At 35.8% G+C, this 2,511-nt stretch carries 4 protein-coding genes and 1 pseudogene; all 5 read right to left on the bottom strand.

The annotated features are described in order from the left end of the window. Positions 1 to 219 (bottom strand): DUF1572 family protein (locus CHI06_RS28450; RefSeq protein WP_142301043.1); only part of this gene is annotated, 219 nt, incomplete at its 3' end. 109 nt (positions 220 to 328) lie between these two features. Next, positions 329 to 472 (bottom strand): annotated as a pseudogene (locus CHI06_RS28445) (HAD family hydrolase); the annotation flags it as partial. A 156-nt stretch (positions 473 to 628) separates the two neighbouring features. Then, the gene (locus tag CHI06_RS28440; protein ID WP_095251991.1) at positions 629 to 1,096 is read right to left on the bottom strand and encodes a VOC family protein; all 468 of its coding nucleotides are present in this window, start codon (positions 1,094 to 1,096) and stop codon (positions 629 to 631) included. Positions 1,097 to 1,240: 144 nt separating this feature from the next. Beyond that, positions 1,241 to 1,786 (bottom strand): DUF1697 domain-containing protein, encoded by a 546-nt coding sequence (locus CHI06_RS28435; protein ID WP_095251990.1) that lies wholly within the window; start codon positions 1,784 to 1,786, stop codon positions 1,241 to 1,243. Between the two features lie 56 nt (positions 1,787 to 1,842). Further along, on the bottom strand, positions 1,843 to 2,292 hold the full coding sequence (locus CHI06_RS28430) for an NlpC/P60 family protein (protein ID WP_095251989.1): 450 nt from the start codon (positions 2,290 to 2,292) through the stop codon (positions 1,843 to 1,845). Positions 2,293 to 2,511 lie beyond the last annotated feature (219 nt).

Genomic DNA, 2,511 nt, shown 5'->3' with positions numbered 1-2,511 from the left:
GCGATACGGTTTTTCCCCATCCGATGTAAGGAAATCAGTCCAGCGAGATACCATATTACCGCTCATGTGTTTGATAATAATTGCGATACTATTGGACTCTTCATTCGGAGACCAAAATAATTCGCTTTCGGATAATTGCTCTACTGCTTTTTCAGCGGTTATTTTTGCTTCCGTAAAGCGTTTGATAACCGTTTTCAAATACTCTCCACCTATGCTCATATAATCACCTTCTCATAATGTTTAAACCCCATAAACCCCAGGGACGGTTCTCATCGTTTTCGGTTAATGCCGATACCAGTAGAACCGTCCCCTTGCCCCACCCTTGCCCCATAAATCTAGCAACATAGTCCTCTCTCGGAATATGACCTACAATTCTATCCAACCTATCATATTGGCAATGTATAAACCTTTTTACCGATGCATCTCTATCTAACAACGTTCCATCTAAATCAAATAACACCGCTTTAATCATATTTAGCACACTCCCCATCCTTATAATAAATACAGCTTTTTTACTGACGAGTGCGTAGTTTGTGGACAAAAAAGAAACATATCTTAAATTCCCCCGGAAGTGTCTCATGTAAACTCGATTACTTCAGGGGTACAAACAAATAAAACAAAAGTCAATTTATTCCAATTTACTACTGACTAAATTCTCCCAGTCTTCAAATGGCAGCTTTTCCACAATATGTTTTAATTCACTTGGAACTTCAACATAACACATCAATTCTAAACTATTTCCATCTGGATCTTCAAAATATACAGAAGCATTTCCTTGATTAGGTCTTATAAAAGGTTCAATCGATGTTCTTCTTCCAAAAGGAACAGCTTCAACTTGGATGGATTTAAGCCATCTTAAAGATTCCTTTAAATCCTGATATGTAACTCGAAAAGCAATATGCCGTAAAGAAGGGTGGTATGGTGTTTGGTGCTCCTCCCCTTCCCACAAACCTAACCAACTTTTACCTTCCTCTAGCCAAAAGAACGCGGTGTCTTCATCACGCCAAGCAAACTTCAAACCTAATTTTTGGTAAAATTCAATTGACACTTCTAAATTTTTTACAGGTAAATGTGCTTCATATAATCCCTTTATCATTTCTCCCACGCCTTTGTTGTAGAATATATTACCAACCTAATAAGGCTATTAAGTAAATAACTAATCTTTCTTTTTTCATTCTGTTCCTTCTCGTATTATTGCATTCTTATCTGACTCCTGCCTGTTAGCAGGATAAAAAAATGACTATCTATTTTGAGCTTGCATAAGTTCATATATCTTACGTGCGGTGTTGACATTTCTTATCGTAACTTGTTTATATATCTTTGTACCCACAATCTTTGGCTTTCCACTCTTGGTTACATTTTTCTTGTCAACCGACCATAGGATCGCACCGGGGACATATTTTACCCTGTCAATATTTGGTTTAATGACCAAATTCTCAATTACAGATTCATCATCAATTTCATCCCATAAAAACAAGACATCACTTGTCATTTCTTTATCATTTTTCCATGTGTCAGGAATAGCGTTTATGATTTCTCTGACATCCTCGACACTACGAATTACTACTTTAATTTGTAATCCAAAATCATGATGTATCGCTTCTTCCAAGATACGCGATAGTTCACTTTTTGATAAGCCGCTGTATGAAAAAATAATATTACCTGTATTGATGTATGTCACCACATCATTCATCCCGACTCGTTCAAACGTTTGTTTAAGCAACTTCATGTCAATTTTATTTTTTCCACCCACATTAATCCCCCGAAGAAGAGCAATATAAACCATAACCATCCTCCCTTCAACTTACTCGTAATAGATGAAGATTTCGAATTACTGATCATTTAATTTTTATAAATCTTCCTTTTAAACCCAAGCATAATACGATCAAGTGATACCCATCCAATGAACTTTGGTTTTTCCCAACCTGGAGCAGAAGTTAACTTTTCTACATCAAGGTAATTATTAATTCTTACCATATCCCAAGCATGAATTACCTCTCCATTACCAATAGATAGGCCTACATGCCCCCAATTTTTACGCTCACCATTAATTACTCCTAAGCAATCATAAAAAACAAAGGTTCCTTTTGGAGGCATACCTGTTTGCTTATTTGCTTCATATAAATCCGCAGATTCTTTTGCAGTATCTCCACCAAAGATTTCAATGTTATTACTTCTCTCTAATGCATCCTCTACAAAAGCTAAACAAATATAACAATATTCTTTAGAATTCAGATGACCTTTAGCCCAATCAATTGCATTATTAATATAATCATCATAATTTTTATCCATTTATTGTCTCCTCTTAACATTCATAATAAATATTCCTTTCCCTATAAGCCATTATATTCAACAAAAAGAGCTTTACTCCCTGCCAAGGAAACTCTTGCCCCTGTTAGAACAATAAGAAAAGACCGCCGCAGTGATCTCATCTTAAACATAAGGAATCTCCTTCCCCTCAACCAATGCTTTCAAGTTAGCTAAAGACAGATTGAAGCCTTCCGAATTTAC

The sequence above is a fragment of the Bacillus sp. 7884-1 genome (assembly GCF_002272245.1).
In the GTDB taxonomy this organism is placed as follows: domain Bacteria; phylum Bacillota; class Bacilli; order Bacillales; family Cytobacillaceae; genus Neobacillus.
This window is presented reverse-complemented; position numbering and strand designations above follow the sequence as displayed.

Bases quoted from the DNA above. Each gene is read 5' to 3' on its own strand.
- CHI06_RS28440 (WP_095251991.1), bottom strand. From the start codon at position 1,096: ATGATAAAGGGATTATATGAAGCACATTTACCTGTAAAAAATTTAGAA.
- CHI06_RS28435 (WP_095251990.1), bottom strand. From the start codon at position 1,786: ATGGTTTATATTGCTCTTCTTCGGGGGATTAATGTGGGTGGAAAAAAT.
- CHI06_RS28430 (WP_095251989.1), bottom strand. From the start codon at position 2,292: ATGGATAAAAATTATGATGATTATATTAATAATGCAATTGATTGGGCT.